We start from the raw sequence: 21,752 nt of genomic DNA on the forward strand, positions 1-21,752 counted from the left end.
CACGGAAGGCAGTACGCAGGTGAAGCTCCTCGTCACAGGCGGCGCAGGCTACGTCGGAAGCGTGTGCGCGGCGCGCTTGGTGGAAGCCGGCCACGAGGTCGTCGTGGTCGACGACCTGTCCACCGGGCACGCCGACGCGATCCCGGACGGCTGCAAGTTCGTCGAGGCCGACATCTCGACGGCGGCGAGCGAGCTGCTCTCGGAGCCGTTCGACGGCGTGCTGCACTTCGCGGCGAAGTCGCTGGTCGGCGAATCCATGCAGGATCCGCAGAAGTACTGGCAGGGCAACGTGGTCACCTCGCTGCGGCTGCTGGACGCGATGCGCGAGCACGGCACGCCGCGGTTGGTGTTCTCCTCCACCGCCGCGACCTACGGCGAGCCGGAGGTCACGCCGATCACCGAGGACACCGCGACGCGCCCGACGAACACCTACGGCGCGACGAAGCTGGCGATCGACCACGCGATCACGTCCTACGCCGCCGCCCACGGCATCGGCGCGGTCAGCCTGCGGTACTTCAACGTCGCCGGCGCGCACGGGGCGTTCGGCGAGCGGCACACGGTCGAGACGCACCTGATCCCGATCGTGCTGCAGGTCGCGCTCGGCCAGCGGGAGCAGGTGCAGATCTTCGGCGAGGACTGGCCCACCGCCGACGGCACCTGCGTCCGCGACTACATCCACGTCACCGACCTCGCCGACGCCCACCTGCTGGCGCTGGAGAGCGCAGCCCCGGGCCAGCACCGGATCTACAACCTCGGCAACGGCACCGGCTTCTCCGTCAAGCAGGTGATCGACACCTGCCGCGAGGTGACCGGCCACCCGATCCCGGCGAAGGTCGCGCCGCGCCGGGCCGGTGACCCGGCGACGCTGGTGGCGTCGAGCCAGCGCGCGCGGGAGGAACTGGGCTGGACGCCGCAACGCGCCGACCTCGAGGTGATCGTGCGGGACGCTTGGGAGTTCACCCGGCAGCGCCAGGGATCCTGAACGCCGCCAAGGCATTTCGCTTCGGATCGTCTCGTCGTGATTCATCACCAGGCTCCGTCCTCTTCGAGCATGATCTGGGCGTCTTCGGCGGCGTCGCGGGCGATGACCGCCAGGTCGGCCGGTGAGATGCCGGCTTCGATTGCCTGCCGCAGCAGGATCCCGAGCCGGTGGTCGGGTTGGGCCCGCTCGATCCGCTCCAATGCGGCGTCGGCCAGCACCCCTTCGCCCCGCAGGTAGGCGGAGAACGCCAGCAGCGCGGCGACCTCGGGCAGTTCCGGGTCGGGGGCCTTGCGGACCAGGGTCAGCCACAGCTCTTCGGCTGCCCTGGCCGCATCGCCCAGCGCTGTGCCCAGGGCGATGTCGCGGACCCTGGTGTCGGACACCGCGACCAGCACTCGCAGCAGGTCGTCCTCGGTGAGCGCGGCACCGGAGCCGACGCGCTCGATGGCCGCGAAGACGATCCGGACGTCGTGGGCGACCTTTCCCGGGTCGTAGCCCTCGGCGCGTTCCTCGGCCAGCAGGTCGAGCTTCGCCGACCAGCGCGCCAAGACCTCGTCGGACTCCGGCGCGACGAGCGTCCGCAGCTCATCGCGGCTGCCGAAGGTCACCGCTCCCTCCGCGGCCAGCGCCGCGCCGACCGCGGAACCCCGCGGATCGGCGATCACACCGGAGCAACCCGGATCGGCGTAGCACTCCCACTCGGCACCGGCTCGGATCTCCGGCACCCACAACGCGTGGGCCGTCACGACCCCGGCGCGGTGGAACGCGCCGCGGATCACTTCGATCAGGTCGGCGTGCGGCGGACCGGTATCGCGATCATCCACTGTGGATCGTTCGAGGCTTTCGCACCGACCGGCGCAGGCGTCGCCGCAGGCCGCGGTGCTGGTTTTCTCCCCGACGACGACCAGGATCACGGCTTCTATCCGCCGCTGGCCCAATGGTCCGTCGAGCAGGTGCTCACCGAAGCCGCAGACACCCATCGGGCATGGCAGGTCGGTGCGCAGCGTCACGCCGAACGTCGGCGTTTCCGCCACGTCGTGCAGGGTCAGCACGACCAGCGAATGCGTCGGGTGGAACCCGAGCATGTGCGGCACGGCGGCGATCAGGTCGGCGGGCTCGGTCAGCGAGAGGGTGGCGTTGAGTCGTGTTGTCATGCCGCAACGATCGACCCGAACCCGCTTCGACGAAAGGGTATTTTCGGAATTTGTGGACAGGTCCGTCCGCTGTGGACAACTCGGCCGGCATAGGCCGATATATCCACTATGGAGTGACGATCGGACGGGCCAATCGCATCACTACTTCGACGCTAACTCTCCGTTTCCACGCCTCAATCGCGAATCTTCGTCGCGGTCGGCCTACTCGACCGATCCGACGACCGGCAGCTGGAACCGGGTGCGGGACAGGTCGAGCTCCAGCCCGGCACCCGGCTTCGGGCGCAACGTGAAGTCGTGGTCGCTGGACAGCACGACGATCCCGAGCCGGTGCCCCGGCGCGAACACGTAGTCGTCGGGCTGCATGACCACGTTGATCGAGTAGTTCTTCCCCGGCTCGATCGGAGACGTCCGGTCGATCGCATGCCGGTTCTGCGGATCCGCCCAGCCCCGCGTGACCACCGTGACCGCGCCGTCCGGCCCCTGGTCCACCAGCAGCGCCGTCACGTTGGCGGCCGGCCGGTCGAAGGTCAGCGCCAGTTCGGCCCGGACCGTGCCGCTGACCCGGGCCGGAACCGCCAACGGGGCGCTGAAGTAGGCGAGCCGGTTCGGCGAACTCGGCGCCGCCGCCAGGTCTTCCGCCAACTGGCCCGCGTCGTCGCGCAGGCCCTCCGAAACCCGGCCCGGAACCCGCGCGGCCGTGAGCCCGCCTCGCTCGGGGCCACCCGGGGTGGGCCGCAAGGTCACCTCGCGGGCGTCCGGCGCAGGCCACTCGGCCTCGTCCGCCCAGCTGCCGTCCTCCCGCTGCACGGTGGCCCTCGGCTCGCCTTCGACGCCGTTGGGCACGTCGTACAGGTACCGGGTGAACCACCGGTTCAACGTGCGAAGCCACTCCTGCTCCCGCAGCCGGAGCGGGTCGGTGTGCCCCGACTGGTGCCACCAGATCTTGTGCGGCACGTCGTGTTCCCGCAGCTCCGCGTACCACTGCGCGGCCTGCCGGGTCTTGACGTTCCAGTCGTTGAGCCCGTGCACGGACAGCACCGCGGCGTGGACCTTGTCGACGTCGTCGAGGTAGTTCCGCTCGTCCCAGAACGGGCTGTAGTCGCCGGTGATCCGGTCCTGGTCCGCCGTGAGCTGGTCGAGCACCGTCCGGCACGGCTCCCGGTCCGCCCGGGTGTGCACGTACTTGGCCAGCACGTCGGCGTCCTCGCCCTGGTAGCCGCCGGGCGCCACCACCGCTCCGTCCGAGCGGTAGTAGTCGTACCAGTTCGAGATCGCGCCGATCGGCACGATCGCCTCCAGCCCTTCGACGCCTGTGCTGGCCACCGCGTTCGGCAGGGTTCCGTTGTAGGAGACGCCCATCATGCCGACCTTGCCGGTCGCCCAGGCCGCCTCGACCGGCGCGCCGGAGGCGTCGTGCCCGGGTGCGCGGGAGTTCAGCCAGTCGACCACCGACTTGGCGCCGATCGTCTCGTTCTCGGCACCGGTGGTCGGGCAACCGCTGGACAGCCCGGTGCCCAGCGATTCGCCGTACACCACCGCATATCCCCTGGCCAGCAGGTATTCCTCGTAGGCCCAGCTGATGTCGGCTGCCGCCGCGATGCGTTCGTCGCCACCGGCGGTGCGGATGGTCCGGTTGCCCGGCTTCTCGGGCACGTGCAGCTCGGTGTCGACGTTGTGGTTCGGCACGTCGTTCCCGCCCGAGAAGTACGGACTGGCCTGGTAGACGACCGGCACCCGCAGGCCCTGCGTCGTTTCCGCCGGCCGCACCACCTGGACGTGCACGACGTCGTCCTGCCCGTCGCGATCGCTGTCCACCGGCGCGGTGACGAACAGGTCCTCGCGCACCGCCCGCGCCGGGTCGAACACCGGTTGTGCCTCGCCGTCCTGGAACACCGGGCCCTGCGGTGGTTCCGCGAGAGCTGGCATCCCGGTGAGCGGCAGGACGCAAACCGCCGCCAGCAGACCCATCCGAACGCGTCGCATGCAGGCTCCCGGGGACCGAAGGGGAATCGACACCAGCACTTTTCTTACAGCGGAACGCGAAGTCAAACACTCTCCCGGCGGGTTTACGCCAGAGCCCACCGCGTGCCGCCCAGTAGAGTCGTATCGGGGGGCCGCAACCGAACCGCGAGGAGCGAGCATGTCCATTCCGTCCAGCCTGTTGACCTCGGCCGGATTGATCGGCGGCTTCGCGGTCGCCCGCGCGACCAAGCACCGGCACTGGGGCGGCGTGGTGGCCGCGGGCGCCGGCCTGGGCGCGATGGAGCTGTGCCGCCGACGGACCGGAGTGGCACCGGCCCTCGCGCTGGGCGCCACCTACACGGCGGCATTGGCCGGCTCGCACCCGCTGGCCAAGAAGGTCGGTGCCTGGCCGTCGGTGTTCGCGGTCACCGGCGCGACAGCCGTCGCCGCTCACCTGCTGGCAAAGCGCCGCGGGTGAGCACCAGCAGCACCACCGGGATCGTCACGTTCACGCCGAGCGCCACCACCAGCAACATCCCCGCGGTGTGCGGCGGATGCGCGGCGTGGAACGCCAGGTGCGGAACGGCCCAGACGAGGTTCGACGTCAGAGCGACGTAGACCAGTGTCCGTTCCAGGAGCACCGCACTCGTGCCGAGCACCACGGCCATGGCGAGGTTCATCGCGCCGTAATCGCGGAAGAGGTGCTCGTTGAACGGTGGGTAGTCGCCCACCGTCGGTACCCGGCCGTAGAACGAGTGCGGGAAGAGCAGCGTCCAGGAACCCACTGCGACGTGCACGAACGTCAGGAAGATCAAGCCTGCCCGCAGCCAGGCGCGCACCGTCACCGCCCGGCCAGGAAGTCGTCGAAGGTGATGCGGCCGACGGCGTTGTCCGCAGCGAGGTGACCGCCTCGGCGGTAGGCGCCGAACGCCGCGCCCGGCAACCTCACCGGCAGCAGGATTCGGCGGCGCCCGGTCGAATCCAGGTAGGCCCGGGTCAGGTCGCGATGACTGCGGACCTCCGGCCCGCCCATGTCCGCTACCCGGCCGGCCGGTGCCCCGGCCGCGAGCTCGGCCAGGTGCTCCGCGACGTCGCGGACGTCGATGGGTTGGAAGTTCACCCCGGCGAGCGCCGCGACCACCGGGGACCGGCGCTGCGCCGAGGTGATGCGGGCGATCAGGTCGTGGAACTGGGTGGTCCGCAGGATCGTCCACGGCAGCCCCGAGTTCGTCACCCGCTCTTCCGCTTCGAGCTTGGCGCGGTAGTACGGGATCGGCACCTGGTCCACGCCGACGATCGAGATGTAGACCAGGTGCGGGACGTCGTTGCGGCGCGCGGCATCGATCAGGCATTGGGTGGCTGCCACGTCCTTGCGCCCCAACGTGGTGGCGCAGTGCACGATCGCGTCCACATCGGAGGTCGCCGCGTCGATGCCCGCTCCCGTGCGCAGATCCCCGGTCGCCCACCCGTGCTGGACGTTCGCGGGGCGCGGGCCGCGGCTGAGCACCCGCACTTCGTGCCCGGCGTCGAGCAGCTGCCGCACCACTGCCCTGCCCAACGTGCCCGTCCCACCTGTCACCAGGATCGGCTTCTGCATCTACCCGTCCTTCCTGAGCTGGTCACCGGTAGGACGAGGCGGCCCTGCCGGATGTGACAGGTCATCCGCCCAGCGAGGGTGCCACGGCTGCAGCACCCTCGCCGGAACCGACGCGGTCCACCTCGAATCGCCGCTCCCGCCAGCGCACGAACACCGCGTGCAGCAAGACGACTGGCCCGAGGCTACGTCCGGATGGTGTCGTCCCCAACCGGCGCGAGCCGCCACAACGTCGTGACTTCGGCGGCTCGGGCGGCGTGCAGCGGATCGGTGGGGTCCCCGGCCTTCGGATGGCTCGGCCGGGCGTCCGATCTCCCGGCGATGCGGAGCCCGGCCCCGCTGATGGCCGTGAGCAGTTCGTCTCGGGTGCGCAATCCGAGGCGTTCGGCGAGATCCGAGAGGATCAGCCAAGCCTCGCCGCCAGGTTTCAGGTGTCCCGGCACCCCGGCGAGGAATTCCAGGAGCATCCGGCCTCCCGGGTCGTAAACGGCGTGGTCGAGCAGCGAATGGGGTTTCGCAGGCAGCCACGGCGGGTTGCACACGACCAGTTCCGCGCGCCCGGGCGGGAACAGGTCGGCCTGCACCGGCTCGATCCGCCCGGCGAGACCCAGCCGCCCGACGTTGTCCTCGGCGCACCGGACCGCTCGCTCCGAGGTGTCCGTGGCCACGACGCGTTCGACGCCACGGCGGGCGAGCACCGCCGCCAGCACACCCGTCCCGGTGCCGATGTCGAAGGCGAGTTCCGCCGACGGCATCGGGCTTCCGGCGACCAGGTCCACGTACTCGCTTCTGGTGGGGGCGAAAACGCCGTAGTGCGGGTGGATTCGCGCGCCGAGCGCCGGGACCGGAACGCCCTTCCGGCGCCATTCGCTAGCCCCGATCACGCCGAGCAGCTCCCGCAGCGGGACCACGTACGGGGTGTCCGCCGGGCCGTACGCCTCCTGGCACGCCGTCCGGACATCCGGCGCGCGCCGCAGGTTCAACGCATGACCGGGATCGAGCCGCACCAGAACCAGCGCCAGCGCGCGTGCTCGGCGCGCCTGCTGCTGTCGATGCAGCCGGAACGACTCGGCAGCGGACGAGCCGCCTCGCAGATTCCGCTGGAGGCGGCGAGACACGGCGCTGAGCAGTTGGCGCGCGTTGTGGAAGTCGCCGCGCCACAGCAAGCCCGTTCCTCGCGAGACCAACCGGTGCGCCTCGTTCGCGGACATCCGGTCATCCGCGTCGACGATCCGCGCCGGTGGGCGCGAACCGTTCGCCGAAAGCCAGCGGAGGACACCGCTTTCGGAAACGACGTGCTGCGGGCGCGCAGCACTGCCAGGGGAAAGATTCATGAACCGCTCCTGCTGATGCGGCCGAGCGCAGGTCAGCGACCTGCGAAAGGTGAGAAGTGGACGGCTTGCGCCCCGGCACCCGGCGAGCAACAGCGGAGTCGCTGGATCAGCACGAACTTCCCGGCCAAGGGGCACGGGCACGTCGATCGGCCGGTCGGGGCAGCAGCCCGGAACTAACCGACCACAGCAGCATGAACGGGTGTCATCACGCCACGGAGTCTAGCCGGACGGCATGAGCGGCAGTGGCTCGCCAGGGCGGCCACCGCCACTCACGACCGCGGGCTACTGGCTCGCGAGGCTCGGCTCCGCGGCAGGTTGCGCCGCGGGCCGCCGCCGGCGGGCGAGGTCGGGCAGGAGCGTGACGATGCCGAGCCCGGCCAGGCCCGCGCCCAGCCAGAGCGGCGCTCGCAGGCCGAATCCGTCGATGACCAGCCCGCCGATCCAGGACCCGATGATCACGCCGAACGTGATGAAGGACGAGTGCACCGTGTTGACCAGCGGCCGGGCGTTGCCGGTGCGCTGCACTCGGGTGATCATCGCCGGGTTCATGGTGACCCCGACCAGGCCGATGCCGAGCATGAAGACGACCGCGGGCACGCTGAGGTGCGCCAGCAGCGCGAAGCCGATGAGGAAGCCCGCGTTCAGGACCAGCCCGCCGAGCAGGACCGGGATCGTGTACCGGTCGGCGAGGCGTCCGACGATCGTGTTGCCGACCACCGTGGCGGCGCCGTAGGCGACGAGCAGCAACGGGACGGCGCCGGTGCTGAACCCGGTGACCTGGGTGAGGATCGGGTTGAAGTAGCTGAAGGCGGCGAAGGTGGCGCCGATGATGAGCGTGCTGGTGGTCAGCACCAGCCACAGCTTCGGCTTGCGGAACGCGACGATCTCCTGCCGGAAGTTCCCCTCATCGCCGGCTAGCCCCAGCTTCGGCACGCCGAGCGCGGTGCACAGCGCGGCGATGACGGCGAGCGCGGCGATGGCCCAGAACGCCGCCCGCCAGCCGAACCGCTCACCGACCAATGTGGACAACGGCATGCCCAGCAAGGTGCCGAGCATCAGGCCGTTCATCACGACCGCGATGGCCCGACCGCGCACCTCCGGGCGGGTCAGCTGCGCGCTGAGCGAGATGGCGATCCCGAAGAACGCCTGGGAAGCCACACCGGTCACGATGCGGGCCACCAACATGAGGCTGTAGCCGGTGGCGGTGGCCGCGAGCAGGTTGCCTGCGAGGAAGATCGCGAACAGGGCCAGCAGCGCGAGTTTCGGGCTCATCCTCAGCAGCGCGACGGTCAGGAACGGTCCGCCGAAGGCCATCGCCGCCGCGAAGGCAGTGATGAGGTAGCCGATCTGCGGGATGGTGGCCGAAAGTCCCTCGGCCATCTGCGGCATCAGCCCGGCGACCACGAATTCGCTGGTCACCATGGCGAAGATGCCGAGGGCGAGTATGTACACAGCGCGTGGCATGACGCTCTCCAGATTTTAGATTGATCAGTTCAAAACTTGGGCGCAAAAGGACACCCGGCAGATGAACGCGATTTCAGCGGACCAACGCGTCCATAGCGGTTTCGGCGATGGACTCGAGTACGGCCCGATCGGCACCCGCCTGCCCGGCGATCCGCATGCCGCCGATCACCGCGTTGACGAAGCGGGCCAGCGAATCGGCATCACGCGCGGACGCGATCCCACCATCCCGCTGCCCCGCCTCGATCACGGCCCGCAGGGCGGCCAGCCGCGCCTCGTTGTCGCGATCGAGCAGCTTCGCGGCCTCCGGATCGCGTCCGGCGAGCTCAACGGTGGAGTTGACCGTCAGGCAGCCGAAGCTGCGCCCGTCGCGACGGTTCTCCAGCTCGGTATCGACGATCACGGCGAGCAGCGCGCGGATGCGATCCACCTCGGATCGCCCGGAGTCCTCCAGGATCGCGAGCTGAACGGTCGAGGTCGTGTTGATGTAGCGGGTCAGCGCGCGCATGAACAGGTCGTGCTTGCTGCTGAAGGTGTTGTAGATGCTGCTGCGCCCGAGACCAGTCGCCTCGCACAGGTCCTGCGTGGAGGTGGCCTCGTAGCCATTCGCCCAGAAGGTGCGCATCGCCGCTTCCAGTGCCCGCTCCTCGTCGAACAACCTCGGTCGTGCCATGCGGCGACCCTACCAATTTTTGGAACGCGCTGTCCAATACCGGTCGGGCGGGACACCCGTTCCGCTCGACGAGAGGCCCTGTCACATCCGCCCGGCCGGTCTCGTCTGTTGCACGAACGCCGGACTTCACCCGACCCGGGAGGGCAGCAGATGAGAACCCGCAGACACGCCTTCATCACGACGATCACCGTCCTGGGGGCGGCCATGATGGTGATCCTCGGCGCCTGGTGCCGCTTCGCGCCCGCGAGCTTCGCGCAGTGGGCCAACTGGCCGAACCACGAGCACTTCCTCCACGACGCCGGGGTTTTCCAGATCGGCATCGGCCTGATGATGCTCGCCGCGCTGTGGTGGCGCGACGTCCTCGCCGTCGTGCTGGCGGGTTTCGCGCTCACCAACATCCTGCATGCGATCAACCACATGCTCGACACGGGCGGCGGCCACCCGTCCGACGGGTGGTCCCTGCTGGCCGTTTCGGCCATCGCCGCGGTCGCTCTCGCGGCCCGGGTGCGCAGCCTGCGCCGCTCGACGACCAGAACGGAGATCTGACATGAGAATCGTGCTCGCCGGTGCAACGGCGACGATCAGCTCCGAGCTGCTCCCCCTACTTCTCTCCGCGGGCCATACCGTGCTCGGACTCACCCGCACGACCAGCGGAGCCGAACGCCTGCGCGCCGCCGGGGTCCAACCCGTGGTCGCCGACGTGATGGATGCGGACGCGCTGCTCACCGCCCTCGACGGGCGAACCGCCGACGCGGTGATCCACCAGGCCACGGCGATCACCCGCACGCCGACGTTCCACCGCGACCTCTACGCCACCGATGCACTGCGCGAGGAAGGCACACGCAACCTGCTGCGCGCGGCGAAGAACCTGGGCGCAACCCGTTTCATCACGCAGTCGTTCTTCCTCGGCTACGGCTGGCGCGACCACGGCCCGGCCCGCCTCACCGAAGAACACCCGTACGGGCAGCCCGGTCGCGGCGCATTCGACCGCCACCTGCGCTCGCTCCGGTCCAATGAGGACCAGGTGCTCGGCGCGGCGGGCATCGACGGCATCGCGCTGCGCTACGGCTTGTTCTACGGGCCCGAGCGGTCCACCCTCTCGATGATGGACATGGCCCGGCGGCGCCGGCTTCCGGTGCCCCGCCCGGCGGGGACCATGCACCTCATCCACATCGCCGACGCGGCCTCCGCGACGGTCGCCGCGCTCGAACGCGGCCGCGCCGGCCAGGCGTACAACATCGTCGACGACGAGCCCGTCGGCATGGATGACTACCTCGACGCCGTGGCGGCCGCCGTCGGCGCACCCGCTCCGCGGCGGATTCCCGGCTGGCTGCTGCGCGTCACCCCTTACCTGCATTCCCTGCTGGTCCGCACGCACATCCGGCTGGACAACGGCAAGGCCAAGCGCGAGCTGGGCTGGGCGCCGCAGTTCCCGACGTACCGGGAAGGCCTGCGGTCGGTAACCGCCTGACCCGAGCCGCCCTCCGCTTGACGGGGGTTCGCGTGAGCCGGAACCAACCGGCGCGGGCCTCGGCTGCGGGATCACCAGTGGGAGCGGGGAACCGAACGGCTCTCCGCTCCCACTGGTCAGGCGAGCGCGTGTCCGGTGGTCGCCGTGATGTGGCCGGGGATCCGGTCGTGCCGGTCGCCGACGTTCGACGTCCCGGTCGGCTCGAACATCAGGATGGACGCACCGCCGGTCGAGAACGGGCGGTGCTCGACGCCGCGGGGGACGACGAAGACCGATCCTCGGGGCAGGGTGACGACGCGCTCGCCGTCGGCGTCACGCAGTCCGATGCCCAGTTCTCCTTCTAGGACGAGGAAGAACTCGTCGGTGTTGTCATGGCTGTGCCAAACGAACTCGCCGGCCACCTTGGCGATCCGGACGTCGTAGTCGTTGACCTGCGTGACGATCCTGGGGCTCCACAGGGCATCGAAGGCCCCCAGCGCGGCTTGCAGGTCGATCGGTTCATCACTCACGACGCGATCCTGTCCGGCGACGAGTCGTCGCGGGAGTGCTAGGAATTGCACATGCCGCAAGAATCCTCGCACCGGGTTGCCGTGATCGTCGACGAGGGCTCGAACCCGTTCGAGCTGGGTGTGGCCACGGAACTGTTCGGATTGCGCCGACCCGAGCTGGACCGGCCGTGGTACGAGTGCACGCTTTGCGCGGCCGAACCGGCGGTGCGCATGCACCGCGGGCTGTTCACGATGTCCGGGGTGGCCACCCTGGAAGCGGTCGAGGAGGCCGACACCGTGATCGTCCCGAACAGGCCCGACCCCGAGGTGACGCCGGCACCTGCGGTGCTGCAGGCCATCCGGCGGGCCGCCGAGCGGGGCGCCCGGTTGGTGAGTTTCTGCACCGGGACCTTCGCACTGGCCGCAGCAGGCGTTCTCGACGGTCGCCGGGCGACGACGCACTGGCGGTGGGCCGAGTTGTTCGCCGCCCGCTACCCGGCGGTTCGGCTGGAGCCGGATGTTCTGTACGTGGACGACGGCGATGTCCTGACCGCCGCGGGCAGCGCTGCCGCGCTGGACCTCGGCCTGCACCTCATCCGCCGCGACCACGGCGCCGAGATCGCGAATGCGGTGAGCCGCCGACTGGTGTTCGCCGCGCACCGCGATGGCGGGCAGCAGCAGTTCATCGAACGCCCGGTCGCGGCCGTGCCGGACGCATCCCTGGGCCCGGTGCTGGCCTGGGCGCAGCGACGGCTCGACCAGCCGATGGCGGTGGCCGACCTGGCCGAGCGAGCCGCGGTGAGCCCGGCGACGCTGCACCGCAGGTTCCAGGTCGAGTTGGGAACCACGCCGCTGGAGTGGGTCACCTCCGAGCGCGTGGCGCTGGCCTGCCGGTTGATCGAGCGCGGCGAGCTCCGGATCGACCGCGTGGCCGCAGCGAGCGGGTTGGGGACGGCAGCCAACCTGCGCGCCCAGATGCGTCGCCGGACCGGCCTCACGCCCACTGCGTACCGCCGGAAGTTCGGCCTCACCGCGCCAACCGGCGGAGAACCCCGGCGACGAACAAATGGCGAGCGGTAGCCCCGTGCCCCGCGCTACCGTCGAGTGCACCGCCAACCGCTGCCCGTCCTGGAGAACCCGTGCCGCCTGAACGCCTCTTCGAGATCCAAATCGGCTTCTACGCGACCGAAGAAGACACAGCGCGGCTCACCGAAGGATGGACCCGGCTGCTGGACGGCCGCGCAGTGCCGTACCAGCTCTCCGTTGCGCGACAGGAGAACTCGGCGTCCATGCCGCTCACCGAGTTCTACGAGGACCTCCCCCGGCAATGGGGGTTCGGGCACCCTGAAGCCGACACCGGATCCCGGCGCATCCACCAGATCCGGGTCGGCCTGCTCACCTCCCGTCCCCAGATGGACGTCCTCCGGGACGAGCTCACCCGCGTCATCTGCCCGGACCCGGAGCACAACTCGCCCTGCGCGGTGCCGTGGGAGTCCGGATACACCGACAGCGAGGAGAGCCCGGACACGGCCGAAGACCTGAACGAGCGGTACGGGCACCTTCGCTGAACGTCAGAGAAGCCCCGCCTGCCGGAAGGCTGCCTCGACGGTCTGCTCCATCAGGAGCGCGATCGTCATCGGCCCCACTCCGCCAGGGACTGGGGTGAGCAGTCCCGCCCGGGTACCGGCCTCGTCGAACGCCACGTCCCCGACGTTGCCTTCGTTGTAGCCCGCATCGACCACGACCGCGCCGGGCTTGAGCCATTCGCCCCGCACGAACTCCGGCTTTCCCACCGCGGCGACGACGATGTCCGCGGTCCGCACGATGGACGGCAGATCGCCGGTCTTCGAATGGCAGACCGTGACGGTGGCATCGCGCGCCAGCAACAACATGGCCATCGGCTTCCCCAGGATGGGACTGCGCCCGATCACGACGGCATGCTTGCCACTCGGATCCACGCCGTGGGCATCGAGGAGGCGCATGATCCCCGCCGGCGTGCACGAAGCGAAGCCGTGGCGGCCGAACGCCATCGCGGCGAACGACGACGAGCCGACGCCGTCGACGTCCTTGCCGACCGGGATGGCGTCGAACGCCGCGCGCTCGTCGATGTGCCCGGGAACCGGGTGCTGGAGCAGAATCCCGTGCACAGCAGGATCATCGGCCAACTCGGTGATCACGGCGACCAACGCTTCCGTCGTGGTGGAAGCCGGCAGGGGAACGTGCCGCGACTCGATGCCGAGCTTCGCACACCGGTTCCGCTTCATCCGCACGTAAGTCGCCGATGCCGGATCATCGCCGACCAGAACGGTCGCCAGGCAAGGCTTTTCGCCCGTCTGCTGCTCGAATCGCGCTGCGCGCTCGGCGGCGCGAACCATGATCTCGCGTGCCGGTTCGGTACCGGACATCAGGGGGACATCGAGGGTTTCGGCCACGTTCGCTCCTCGGGCGTCGGTCTTCCGATGGCACCCAGGCGCGCGGCTGCGAGCCGGCGATCAGCCGACCCGGGCCGTTCCCCGGTGGTGCTCCACCCGAACGCCAGTCACGACCCGCCCCCAGCATAGGGGTGGTGGGAGAACGGGTTCGCGGGCCGTGACCGCCTGCCGACTTCGCGCGCGATTTCGCTTCGGATGACCATCCCCGGAGCTCTCTGAAACGACTCCTCAGCCCCTGGTCTTGTCGATGACGGTGGGCCGCGCGGCGCGGGAGAGCAGATAGCGAAGGGTCCAGCGGTGGACGAGAATCAGCGTCGGCCAGAGGATTCGAGCGGCCCTGCGCTGGTGCTCGACGAAGGTCGCCAGAACGATCGAGGAGGATTGCGCGCGCAACACCAGGTTCGCCCGCAATCCGAGCTTCCAGAAGACCTCCAGGCGAATCCAGTCCGGGTGGTTCTCGCCGATCTGCCAACCCAGGACGTGCGCTGGGGATCCCGACGGGCCGAGTTGCGCTCCGAACAGCGACCAGCCGATCCGGAGGAAGGCGCGGACGGGCACCGGGGCCGATTCGAAAACCTCCCGGATCCAGCGTTCGGCGTTCCGAGGAACTTCTTCGCCGGTCTCGACGACGAACGCGTCCTGGTAGTCGGGGTTCAGCAGTGAGGCGCGCGATCTGACGTCGCCGGGGACGACGATCGCCTTCGCCCTGCCGCTCGCTGTTTCGATACCGGTCACCGCACCCGCCTTACTAGACACATGTCTCGTAACGAGATGAGCGTACGACCCGTACGAGACACGCGTCAATTAGTGTTTCCGGCATGGGAGCACGACGACGACTGCCACCGGACCAGCGCCGCGGCGAGCTGCTCGAAATCGGCGCGCGACTGTTCGCGACGCGGCCCTACGACGACGTGCTGATGGAGGAGGTAGCGGAGCTGGCCGGGATTTCCCGGGCCAACCTGTACCGCTACTTCGCGAGCAAACGAGACCTGTTCGCCGCGATCTACCAGCGCGCAGCCGACGAACTGCTGGACGCGGCGAAGGTCGACCCTGCCCGCCCGATGACCGAACAGGTGTCGGCCGGCCTGGACGCGCACATCGACTACTTCGTCGCGAACCGGCAGACCGTGCTGGCGGCGAACCGGACGTTGTCGGGCGATCCGGTGATCCAGGCGATCATCGCCGACGAGATGGGGCAGCTCCGGCAACGCATCCTCAAATCGGCCGAACTGGGCGGCCTGAGCCGCGAGGTCGCATCGGCCGCGCTGCACGCGTGGCTGGTGTTCGTCCGCGCGATCTGCGTGGAATGGCTGGCGAATGAGGCGTTCTCCCGCGCAGAACTGCGGGAGACGTGCCTCGGCGCGCTGCAGGGCGCGTTGAGTTCGGCCGCTGCAGCACGTCGAGGCTGATCAAGAGAAGGCGGAACGGTCACCGCGGCCAGCGGTATCCGCGCGACCTCGGTGGTCGTGCACGGGGCGATGGCACCGGAATCGCCTGGCCCGCAACGCCCGTCCAGCGTGAGAGCCAGGTTCGCGGTCATCTTGCGGCCGGTCGAGCCCAGGCCCCACGCACGCGAAAGGGGAGCCGGCCGAATCGGCCGACTCCCCTTCCAACAGCACCTTCACGCCTTGGCTTCAGGTGCCCGATGTTGTGCTATGCGCGATGAATCCCGGTACTGGCGCAGAGCACCTATTGCGGACGTGCGCTATTCCCCAGTCCGACCACAAGCAGCGATCCCTTCGTCAGCACGAGCAGCCCGGACGGAGCACTGCTCCGCAGAGCCCTGATCCGCCGACCGACCACGACGCGGTCATCGATCTGCCCCTGGGGACTCACTCGGAGCAGGGCACCACTGGTGTCGGCGACCACGAACCCGCCACGGGTGGGGACGACCGAACGAACAAGTTGCTGGCCAGGACCGACTCTCCCCAGCAGCCGTCCATCCGCCGCGTTCGCCAATGTGTACCCACCACGGCGTTCCCAAAGCCACAGTCGTCCGTCGAGCCAATTCACGGCGACCGGCGCGAGATCATGCTCCGCCTCGACCAACAGATCTGTCGTCCCGGTCGACGGCACGAGCCGGGCAATGGCACGACTGCCACAGCGCACGAGCAAGCCGCCGGACCCGTCAGCGACGAACGCGGGCCGGTGGTCGACGAGTGGCTGGGGCAGAGTCCAGGTGGTCAACGGCCGGGCGTCGCGCTGGTCTATCAGCCGTACGATGTTGTCACCGGGTCGACCGACCAGCAGGCCCTCCCCTACTGGCAGGGGCAGGACGGTGTGCTCGCGATGATCGGTTTTCCACCGGAGTCGACCGGTTTCAAGATCCAATGCGCGTAGCGGCGTGTAGCCACGCCAGCCGCCCGCGAACACCACATCGCCGGCAACCACGAGATGTCCGACAAACCCGTACGGCCCGGCGGCCCAAACACGTTCGCCGGAGTCGAGGTCCAAGCACAGCAACTGGTCGGTGTTCTGCGGGATCACCAGACACCGTGATCCAGCAATCGCAACGGCGCGCGGCCAGGTGCCGACGGGAACGTCCCATCGCACCGACCCATCCACCGGGTCGAGACTGACCAGCCGGGTGTTCCGCTCGTGGACAACGAGGTGACCTGGCGCCAAGGCAAGCACCGAGCCAGCCTGATGCAGTCGCCGCTCCCACCTGATGTCAATCACGGACAGAGTCCAGCAGCGGCCGAGGCACCAGACAACCGATTTCGTCGTAGCGCCGTCACATCAGGATCGATAGCCGGACTTGCCAGCAATGCGAGCGCAGTTGCATCGAACGCAAGCAGATGGGATGTCAGCCGAAATCGGCTGACATCCCATCTTTGAACAGCTATTTCACCTGCTCAGGCACCTGCGGTCAGCTGCAGCCGGAGGTCGAACCGCAGCCCTCGCAGAGGTAGCAGGAGCCCGACGGACGCATCTTGGTGCCGCAGGTCATGCACAGCGGCGCGTCCGCGGCCTTGCCCAGGCGCAGCTCCAGCAGCTCGGTCGAGCTGCCCGCCCGCTGCTCCTCGGACTTCGACTCCGCGGTCTTCTTCGAGTAGTCCACGGTGGAACGCATCGTGTCCAGCTCGACGGCCGCGTCCTGCCCGGCCGGCGCCACATCGGTGCCGTTGACCTGCGCCTCCCGCTCGTCGACGGTGAAGACGCCCAGCTGGGCCCGCTTCTCGTAGGGCAGGTAGTCCAGCGCGAGCCGGCGGAACAGGTAGTCCAGCACGCTGCTGGCCATCCGGATGTCCGGGTCGTCGGTCATCCCGGCCGGCTCGAAGCGCAGGTTCTGGAACTTCGAGACGTAGAACTCCAGCGGGATGCCGTACTGCAGACCCACCGAGATCGACATCGAGAAGGCGTCCATGACACCGGCCAGCGTCGAACCCTGCTTGCCCAGCTTGACGAAGATCTCGCCCAGCCCGTCGTCCGGGTACGAACCGGCGTGCAGGTAGCCCTCGGCGCCGCCGACGGTGAACGACACCGTCTGGCTCGGGCGCTTCTTCGGCAGGCGCTTGCGGACCGGGCGGTACTCGATCTGCTTCTCGACCGCCTTCTCCGACTCGCCCTTGTCGCCCTTGCCCGCCGACAGCGGCTGGCCGACCTTGCAGTTGTCGCGGTAGATCGCCAGCGCCTTCAGGCCCAGCTTCCAACCCTCGAAGTACAGCTGCTCGACCTCTTCGACGGTCGCCGACTCCGGCATGTTCACCGTCTTGGAGATCGCGCCGGAGATGAACGGCTGCACCGCGGCCATCATCCGCACGTGGCCCATCGGCGCGATCGAGCGCTCGCCCATCGCGCAGTCGAAGACCTCGTAGTGCTCCTGCCGCAGGCCCGGCGCGTCGACCACGTGGCCGTGCTCGGCGATGTACTCGACGATGGCCTCGATCTGCTCGTCCTGGTAGCTCAGCGCCTGCAGCGCGCGCGGCACCGTCTGGTTGACGATCTGCATGGAGCCGCCGCCGACCAGCTTCTTGAACTTGACCAGCGCCAGGTCCGGCTCGATGCCGGTGGTGTCGCAGTCCATCATCAGGCCGATGGTCCCGGTCGGGGCCAGCACGGAGGCCTGCGCGTTGCGCCAGCCGTTGCGGGCACCGACCTCCAGGCCCTCCTGCCACACCTTCGTCGCCAGCTTGTGCACGGCGGCGTCGTTGCGGTGGTAGGTGCGGACCAGGTCGTTGGCCGCCGCGTGCTTGCGCATCACGCGCTGGTGGGCCTCGGCGTTGCGGGCGTAACCGTCGTACGGGCCGACCACGCCGGCCAACTCCGCCGACCGCTTGTACGCGGTGCCGGTCATCAGCGAGGTGATCGCCGCCGCCAGCGCGCGGCCGCCGTCGGAGTCGTAGGCGTGGCCGGTCGCCATCAGCAGCGCGCCCAGGTTGGCGTAGCCGATGCCCAGCTGCCGGAACTTGCGGGTGGTGTCGCCGATCGCCTCGGTCGGGAAGTCCGCGAAGCAGATCGAGATGTCCATCGCGGTGATGACGAACTCGACGGCCTTCTCGAACAGCTCGGCGTCGAAGGTCAGGTCATCGCGCAGGAACTTCAGCAGGTTCAGCGAGGCCAGGTTGCAGCTGGAGTTGTCCAGGTGCATGTACTCCGAGCACGGGTTGGACGCGGTGATCCGGCCCGTCTCCGGCGAGGTGTGCCAGTCGTTGATCGTGTCGTCGTACTGGATGCCCGGGTCCGCGCAGTCCCAGGCGGCCTTCGCCATCTTGTGGAACAGGTCGCGGGCCTGCACCGTGTCCAGCACCTCGCCGGTCATCCGGGCCCGCAGGCCGAACCGGCCGTCGCTCTCCACCGCGCGCATGAACTCGTCGGAGACGCGCACCGAGTTGTTGGCGTTCTGGTACTGCACCGAGTTGGAGTCCGCGCCGCCGAGGTCCATGTCGAAACCGGCGTCGCGCAGCGCGCGGATCTTGTGCTCCTCGCGCGACTTGGTCTCGATGAACTCCTCGATGTCCGGGTGGTCGACGTCCAGGACCACCATCTTCGCCGCGCGGCGGGTCGCACCGCCGGACTTGATGGTGCCCGCGGACGCGTCCGCGCCGCGCATGAACGACACCGGGCCGGACGCGGTGCCGCCGGAGGACAGCAGCTCACGCGAGGAGCGGATGCGGGACAGGTTCAGGCCCGCGCCCGAACCGCCCTTGAAGATCAGGCCCTCTTCCTTGTACCAGTCGAGGATCGACTCCATCGTGTCATCGACGGACAGGATGAAGCAGGCCGACACCTGCTGCCGGGAGTTGGTGCCGACGTTGAACCACACCGGCGAGTTGAAGCTGAACACCTGGTGCATGAGCATCCAGGTCAGCTCGTGCTCGAAGATCTCGGCGTCGGCGTCGGTCGCGAAGTAACCGTGCTCGACGCCCGCCGCGACGTAGGTCAGCACGACGCGGTCGATGAGCTGCCGGAGGCTGCTCTCCCGCTCGTCGCTGCCCACCGCGCCGCGGAAGTACTTGCTGGTGACGATGTTGACGGCGTTCAGCGACCAGAAGTCGGGGAACTCGACCCCGCGCTGTTCGAAGTTGACCGACCCGTCCCGCCAGTTGGTCATCACCACATCGCGGCGCTCCCACTTGACCTCGTCGTAGGGGTGCACCCCCTCCGTGGTGTAGACGCGCTGCACCCGGATGCCCTCGCGGGCACCTGTTGCCGACTCCCCCGATGCGCCGGCCGGGCTACCGACGGTCTCTGTCATGACCTGACCCTCTTCCTTCTTGATCGCGCGCGTGTCGCTCGCTCGTCGTGCTTCGTCGGCCCCGTCCGGGCTCCCCGTCCGGTTCGGTCGTGCCTCAATCCTCAGCGGCGCCCCACCCTGGGCCGCCGGCTGACGCTTTGCGTTTCCGCCCCCTCGGCGGGGCGTCCGCCGACGCGGCTTACTCACGGCCGGTCTCCGCGTTCTGCTCCGCACCGGCCTGCGCGGCGCGGCGCGCCGCGCGCAGGTCGGCGATCTCCTTCTCGAAGTCCTCCACCGAGGAGTACGCCCGGTACACGCTCGCGAACCGCAGGTAGGCGACCTCGTCCAGCTCCCGCAGCGGCCCCAGGATCGCCAGCCCCACCTCGTGGCTGGGCAGCTCGGAGACCCCGAGGGACCGGACCGTGTCCTCCACCTGGTGCGCGAGCTGCTGCAGCGCGTCCTCTTCGACGGGGCGCCCCTGGCAGGCGCGCCGCACGCCGCGGACCACTTTCTCGCGGCTGAAGGGCTCGGTGACGCCGGAACGCTTGACCACCGAAAGCACCAGCTCCTCGATGGTCGTGAACCGCCGACCACACGTCGAGCACGATCGCCTGCGCCGGATCGCCTGGCCTTCCTCGACCTCGCGCGAATCGACGACCCGGGAGTCCTCGCCGCGACAGAACGGGCACCGCACCGGCCCTCACCCCCTTCCCCGGCTTGGCCGCGATCACACCTCGGCGACCGTCGACCAACTCACCGTCCGTGGGCGCTCGAACACCCTACAAGCCCAACCCATGGACTAAATACACGGACGTAACTACTAGATGTTGTGGTCGACTCTAATCCGCGGCGTACCGCGGCGCAAACTCGACACGCCCTCTCGGCGCGCCCGGCCGACGCCGATCGACACCGACCGCGAGAACCCGCTGGTCGCCGCCGAAGCCGCGGCCCCGGACCCCCGGACACCGAGCCGCAACCAGCCGCCATCACACCGACGCCCACCCGACGACGACCGCCCGACGGTGCCCGGCAGTCGATCGATCACCGGCCGACGCCACCCCCGGCACCGACCCGGACACCGATCAATCGCCGACCGGGACCACCAGCAGGCGGCCTGCCTCCAGGGCGGCCTCGTCCAGCCCGTTGAGCTCGACGATCTTCGCGACCATGGCGCGCGGGTCGCTGCCCGGCGCCACCCGGCCCGCGATCCCCCACAACGTGTCCCCGGCGTGCACTTCGACGACCGCGTCGCCGCCCGCCACCGGCGCGTCGCCGAGCCCGAACAACCCCACCAGCATGACAATGAGGAAAGTGAAGATCGCCACCGAGGTCAGCCACAGCCACTCGCCGCTCCGGCGAGCCCGGCCGCACGCCGCGACGGACTCCTCGGCCGGCGCATCCGGCGCGCGGAAGACGACGCGACCGGGTGCCCGCCGGACACCGTGGCGCAGTCGCGGCGCCGCGACCGACTCGCCCACCTGCCGCCCGTCGGCGACCTCCCGCTCGACAGGACGCGCCCGCCTCGCCGCATCGATGAACGTGGTCATGACGCCTCCCGAACCCGAATTCATGATCGAATGAATGTTCGATCGAACCTGCGTGCGATTGTGTACCACGAGCACACCGCAAGGCGAGACTTAAGGCCCAAAATTAACTCGAACAGGTGTTTGATCTCTGGGTTTCTCGCGTCTACTGTGGAAATCGGGCGGACCGACACTCCCCCCGCGATCAGCACCGCAGTTCACACGGAGCAGTTCACACAGACAGGAGGCAGCGGTGGCGAGGAATGCGACCGGCTCGATCAAGGGCCGCGTACAGGACGTCAAGGACGACGACTCCCGGGCCGACGTGCACACCCTGCCCGAGCAGCCCAGCGGGACCGACGAGCTCAGCGACCGCCAGCTGAAGGTGCTGGAGGCCATCAGGAAGTGGATGCGCGAGCACGGGTATCCGCCAAGCGTCCGCGAGATCGGCGACGCCGTCGGGCTCACCTCGACGTCCTCGGTGGCGTACCAGCTCCGCGTGCTGGAGCGAAAGGGCTACCTGCGCCGAGATCCGCACCGACCACGCACCGTCGGCGTGCTCGTCGGTGGCGAGCCCGACTCCCCCGAGATGGCCGGGCAGGCCAAGCCCGCGTACGTGCCGGTGGTGGGCCGGATCGCGGCCGGCGGCCCGATCCTGGCGGAGGAGTCCATCGAGGACGTCTTCCCGCTGCCGAAGGAGATCGTCGGAGACGGCACGCTCTTCCTGCTCAAGGTCGTCGGTGACTCGATGGTGGACCTCGCCATCACCGACGGCGACTGGGTCGCCGTGCGCCAGCAGCCCGACGCGGACAACGGTGACGTCGTGGCCGCGATGATCGAAGGCGAAGCGACCGTGAAGACGTTCAAGCGAACCGACGACCACGTGTGGCTGATGCCGCACAACCCGGCTTACGAGCCGATCCTCGGCGATGACGCGGCGATCCTGGGCAAGGTCGTCGCGGTGCTGCGACGCCTCTGAGCTCCAGGCAACCGGCGCCCCC

The 21,752-nt window shown here is 69.3% G+C and carries 22 protein-coding genes and 1 riboswitch; of the genes, 8 read left to right on the top strand and 14 right to left on the bottom strand.

Annotation, left to right across the window (positions count from 1 at the left end; translation table 11 throughout):
- Positions 1–19: 19 nt before the first annotated feature.
- Entirely contained in the window at positions 20–982 is a 963-nt protein-coding gene (galE, locus tag ACWEV3_RS06265; protein ID WP_452612851.1) for a UDP-glucose 4-epimerase GalE, read from the top strand.
- Positions 983–1,026: 44 nt separating this feature from the next.
- On the opposite strand, the gene ACWEV3_RS06270 is transcribed toward galE, so the two are convergent.
- Together ACWEV3_RS06270 and ACWEV3_RS06275 are read right to left on the bottom strand one after the other, a co-directional pair.
- Positions 1,027–2,136, bottom strand: a complete 1,110-nt coding sequence (locus tag ACWEV3_RS06270) for a DUF4192 domain-containing protein (protein ID WP_452612852.1) — start codon at positions 2,134–2,136, stop codon at positions 1,027–1,029.
- A 201-nt stretch (positions 2,137–2,337) separates the two neighbouring features.
- Positions 2,338–4,119, bottom strand: coding sequence for a Xaa-Pro dipeptidyl-peptidase (locus ACWEV3_RS06275; RefSeq protein WP_452612853.1), 1,782 nt, complete (start codon positions 4,117–4,119; stop codon positions 2,338–2,340).
- Between the two features lie 157 nt (positions 4,120–4,276).
- Here ACWEV3_RS06275 and ACWEV3_RS06280 point away from each other — a divergent pair, with 157 nt between their 5' ends.
- Complete coding sequence (locus ACWEV3_RS06280; protein WP_452612854.1) at positions 4,277–4,576, top strand: hypothetical protein; 300 nt, start codon at positions 4,277–4,279, stop codon at positions 4,574–4,576.
- Here ACWEV3_RS06280 and ACWEV3_RS06285 read toward each other — a convergent pair.
- The 5 genes from ACWEV3_RS06285 to ACWEV3_RS06305 form a co-directional block, all read right to left on the bottom strand.
- Positions 4,524–4,943 carry a hypothetical protein gene (locus ACWEV3_RS06285; RefSeq protein WP_452612855.1) on the bottom strand — a complete coding sequence of 140 codons (420 nt, stop codon included), beginning with the start codon at positions 4,941–4,943 and terminating at the stop codon, positions 4,524–4,526. The genes ACWEV3_RS06280 and ACWEV3_RS06285 overlap by 53 nt on opposite strands.
- Positions 4,940–5,695, bottom strand: coding sequence for an SDR family oxidoreductase (locus ACWEV3_RS06290; protein WP_452612856.1), 756 nt, complete (start codon positions 5,693–5,695; stop codon positions 4,940–4,942). The genes ACWEV3_RS06285 and ACWEV3_RS06290 overlap by 4 nt, the downstream gene beginning before the upstream one ends.
- A gap of 182 nt (positions 5,696–5,877) precedes the next feature.
- The gene (locus ACWEV3_RS06295) at positions 5,878–7,026 is read right to left on the bottom strand and encodes a methyltransferase (protein WP_452612857.1); all 1,149 of its coding nucleotides are present in this window, start codon (positions 7,024–7,026) and stop codon (positions 5,878–5,880) included.
- 282 nt (positions 7,027–7,308) lie between these two features.
- A complete protein-coding gene (locus ACWEV3_RS06300) occupies positions 7,309–8,490 on the bottom strand; it encodes an MFS transporter (protein WP_452612858.1) in 1,182 nt (393 codons plus the stop codon).
- Between the two features lie 73 nt (positions 8,491–8,563).
- Positions 8,564–9,145: a TetR/AcrR family transcriptional regulator gene (locus ACWEV3_RS06305; protein WP_452612859.1), complete on the bottom strand. Its 582-nt coding sequence runs from the start codon at positions 9,143–9,145 to the stop codon at positions 8,564–8,566.
- Between the two features lie 165 nt (positions 9,146–9,310).
- On the opposite strand from ACWEV3_RS06305, the gene ACWEV3_RS06310 reads away from it, so the two are divergent.
- Positions 9,311–9,706 (top strand): hypothetical protein, encoded by a 396-nt coding sequence (locus ACWEV3_RS06310; RefSeq protein WP_452612860.1) that lies wholly within the window; start codon positions 9,311–9,313, stop codon positions 9,704–9,706.
- Between the two features lies 1 nt (position 9,707).
- The gene (locus ACWEV3_RS06315; RefSeq protein ID WP_452612861.1) at positions 9,708–10,631 is read left to right on the top strand and encodes an NAD-dependent epimerase/dehydratase family protein; all 924 of its coding nucleotides are present in this window, start codon (positions 9,708–9,710) and stop codon (positions 10,629–10,631) included.
- Positions 10,632–10,747: 116 nt separating this feature from the next.
- Here ACWEV3_RS06315 and ACWEV3_RS06320 read toward each other — a convergent pair whose 3' ends face one another.
- A complete protein-coding gene (locus ACWEV3_RS06320) occupies positions 10,748–11,140 on the bottom strand; it encodes a cupin domain-containing protein (RefSeq protein WP_452612862.1) in 393 nt (130 codons plus the stop codon).
- Between the two features lie 51 nt (positions 11,141–11,191).
- Here ACWEV3_RS06320 and ACWEV3_RS06325 point away from each other — a divergent pair, with 51 nt between their 5' ends.
- Entirely contained in the window at positions 11,192–12,199 is a 1,008-nt protein-coding gene (locus ACWEV3_RS06325) for a helix-turn-helix domain-containing protein (protein ID WP_452612863.1), read from the top strand.
- Between the two features lie 59 nt (positions 12,200–12,258).
- On the top strand, positions 12,259–12,687 hold the full coding sequence (locus ACWEV3_RS06330; protein ID WP_452612864.1) for a hypothetical protein: 429 nt from the start codon (positions 12,259–12,261) through the stop codon (positions 12,685–12,687).
- 3 nt (positions 12,688–12,690) lie between these two features.
- On the opposite strand, the gene ACWEV3_RS06335 is transcribed toward ACWEV3_RS06330, so the two are convergent.
- A complete protein-coding gene (locus ACWEV3_RS06335) occupies positions 12,691–13,551 on the bottom strand; it encodes a bifunctional 5,10-methylenetetrahydrofolate dehydrogenase/5,10-methenyltetrahydrofolate cyclohydrolase (RefSeq protein WP_452612865.1) in 861 nt (286 codons plus the stop codon).
- A gap of 25 nt (positions 13,552–13,576) precedes the next feature.
- Positions 13,577–13,672: riboswitch (ZMP/ZTP riboswitch) on the bottom strand.
- A 107-nt stretch (positions 13,673–13,779) separates the two neighbouring features.
- Positions 13,780–14,286: a hypothetical protein gene (locus tag ACWEV3_RS06340; protein ID WP_452612866.1), complete on the bottom strand. Its 507-nt coding sequence runs from the start codon at positions 14,284–14,286 to the stop codon at positions 13,780–13,782.
- Between the two features lie 83 nt (positions 14,287–14,369).
- Here ACWEV3_RS06340 and ACWEV3_RS06345 point away from each other — a divergent pair, with 83 nt between their 5' ends.
- Positions 14,370–14,960 (top strand): TetR/AcrR family transcriptional regulator, encoded by a 591-nt coding sequence (locus tag ACWEV3_RS06345; RefSeq protein ID WP_452612867.1) that lies wholly within the window; start codon positions 14,370–14,372, stop codon positions 14,958–14,960.
- A 280-nt stretch (positions 14,961–15,240) separates the two neighbouring features.
- Here ACWEV3_RS06345 and ACWEV3_RS06350 read toward each other — a convergent pair whose 3' ends face one another.
- The 4 genes from ACWEV3_RS06350 to ACWEV3_RS06365 all read right to left on the bottom strand — a co-directional run bounded on the left by ACWEV3_RS06350 (position 15,241) and on the right by ACWEV3_RS06365 (position 20,775).
- Positions 15,241–16,230 carry an outer membrane protein assembly factor BamB family protein gene (locus ACWEV3_RS06350; protein WP_452612868.1) on the bottom strand — a complete coding sequence of 330 codons (990 nt, stop codon included), beginning with the start codon at positions 16,228–16,230 and terminating at the stop codon, positions 15,241–15,243.
- 190 nt (positions 16,231–16,420) lie between these two features.
- Complete coding sequence (locus ACWEV3_RS06355) at positions 16,421–19,249, bottom strand: vitamin B12-dependent ribonucleotide reductase (RefSeq protein WP_452612869.1); 2,829 nt, start codon at positions 19,247–19,249, stop codon at positions 16,421–16,423.
- Positions 19,250–19,427: 178 nt separating this feature from the next.
- Entirely contained in the window at positions 19,428–19,922 is a 495-nt protein-coding gene (gene nrdR, locus ACWEV3_RS06360; RefSeq protein ID WP_132482893.1) for a transcriptional regulator NrdR, read from the bottom strand.
- A 388-nt stretch (positions 19,923–20,310) separates the two neighbouring features.
- Positions 20,311–20,775, bottom strand: coding sequence for a LysM peptidoglycan-binding domain-containing protein (locus ACWEV3_RS06365; RefSeq protein ID WP_452612870.1), 465 nt, complete (start codon positions 20,773–20,775; stop codon positions 20,311–20,313).
- Positions 20,776–21,004: 229 nt separating this feature from the next.
- On the opposite strand from ACWEV3_RS06365, the gene lexA reads away from it, so the two are divergent.
- On the top strand, positions 21,005–21,730 hold the full coding sequence (gene lexA / locus ACWEV3_RS06370; RefSeq protein WP_452612871.1) for a transcriptional repressor LexA: 726 nt from the start codon (positions 21,005–21,007) through the stop codon (positions 21,728–21,730).
- Positions 21,731–21,752 lie beyond the last annotated feature (22 nt).

Source organism: Saccharopolyspora sp. NPDC003752, assembly GCF_053605825.1.

Coding starts and splice junctions, on each gene's coding strand:
- ACWEV3_RS06270 (WP_452612852.1), bottom strand. CDS start 2,136: ATGACAACACGACTCAACGCCACCCTCTCGCTGACCGAGCCCGCCGAC.
- ACWEV3_RS06275 (WP_452612853.1), bottom strand. CDS start 4,119: ATGCGACGCGTTCGGATGGGTCTGCTGGCGGCGGTTTGCGTCCTGCCG.
- ACWEV3_RS06280 (WP_452612854.1), top strand. CDS start 4,277: ATGTCCATTCCGTCCAGCCTGTTGACCTCGGCCGGATTGATCGGCGGC.
- ACWEV3_RS06290 (WP_452612856.1), bottom strand. CDS start 5,695: ATGCAGAAGCCGATCCTGGTGACAGGTGGGACGGGCACGTTGGGCAGG.
- ACWEV3_RS06295 (WP_452612857.1), bottom strand. CDS start 7,026: ATGAATCTTTCCCCTGGCAGTGCTGCGCGCCCGCAGCACGTCGTTTCC.
- ACWEV3_RS06300 (WP_452612858.1), bottom strand. CDS start 8,490: ATGCCACGCGCTGTGTACATACTCGCCCTCGGCATCTTCGCCATGGTG.
- ACWEV3_RS06310 (WP_452612860.1), top strand. CDS start 9,311: ATGAGAACCCGCAGACACGCCTTCATCACGACGATCACCGTCCTGGGG.
- ACWEV3_RS06315 (WP_452612861.1), top strand. CDS start 9,708: ATGAGAATCGTGCTCGCCGGTGCAACGGCGACGATCAGCTCCGAGCTG.
- ACWEV3_RS06325 (WP_452612863.1), top strand. CDS start 11,192: ATGCCGCAAGAATCCTCGCACCGGGTTGCCGTGATCGTCGACGAGGGC.
- ACWEV3_RS06345 (WP_452612867.1), top strand. CDS start 14,370: ATGGGAGCACGACGACGACTGCCACCGGACCAGCGCCGCGGCGAGCTG.
- ACWEV3_RS06355 (WP_452612869.1), bottom strand. CDS start 19,249: ATGACAGAGACCGTCGGTAGCCCGGCCGGCGCATCGGGGGAGTCGGCA.
- ACWEV3_RS06365 (WP_452612870.1), bottom strand. CDS start 20,775: ATGACCACGTTCATCGATGCGGCGAGGCGGGCGCGTCCTGTCGAGCGG.